Genomic DNA, 394 nt, shown 5'->3' with positions numbered 1-394 from the left:
GCCGAGGAGTCCGGACGCACCAGACGGTTGTCGGCAGCCGCGAGATCGGCACCGGCGACCAGGCGCATGGACCCGGACTGGCTACCGGCCGGCAGCATCTCGGCCAATGCCCAGTTGCGTCCCTGGCGGACACCGTCGCTGGGCCGCAACTCGATGAAAGGCGCATCGCCAGCCAGTACCACCTCGGTCTGCGAAGGGATCAGAGAACCACGTGCCAAGGCCAGCTCTCCATTGAGCAGCAGGACATTGGGTCTGCTGGGCCCCTCGCGCAGGATGCTCGGCAAGGGCACGCCCGCAGGCCAGGTCATCGCCTGCACGCTGGCCGGTGCCGCCAGCAGGGTACCGGCACCCAGCCGGCTGCCGACCTCCAGCGTCACCCCGTCGCGCAGCAGGC

At 70.1% G+C, this 394-nt stretch carries 1 protein-coding gene; it reads right to left on the bottom strand.

The annotated features are described in order from the left end of the window. Positions 1-394 (bottom strand): hypothetical protein (locus tag ACLJNW_RS23410; RefSeq protein ID WP_410961112.1); only part of this gene is annotated, 394 nt, incomplete at both ends.

Source organism: Salmonella sp. SAL4457 (assembly GCF_046548235.1).
In the GTDB taxonomy this organism is placed as follows: Bacteria; Pseudomonadota; Gammaproteobacteria; order Enterobacterales; family Enterobacteriaceae; genus Salmonella; species Salmonella enterica.
Note: the sequence above shows the minus strand (reverse complement) of the source record. Positions and strands in the feature narration are given on the sequence as shown.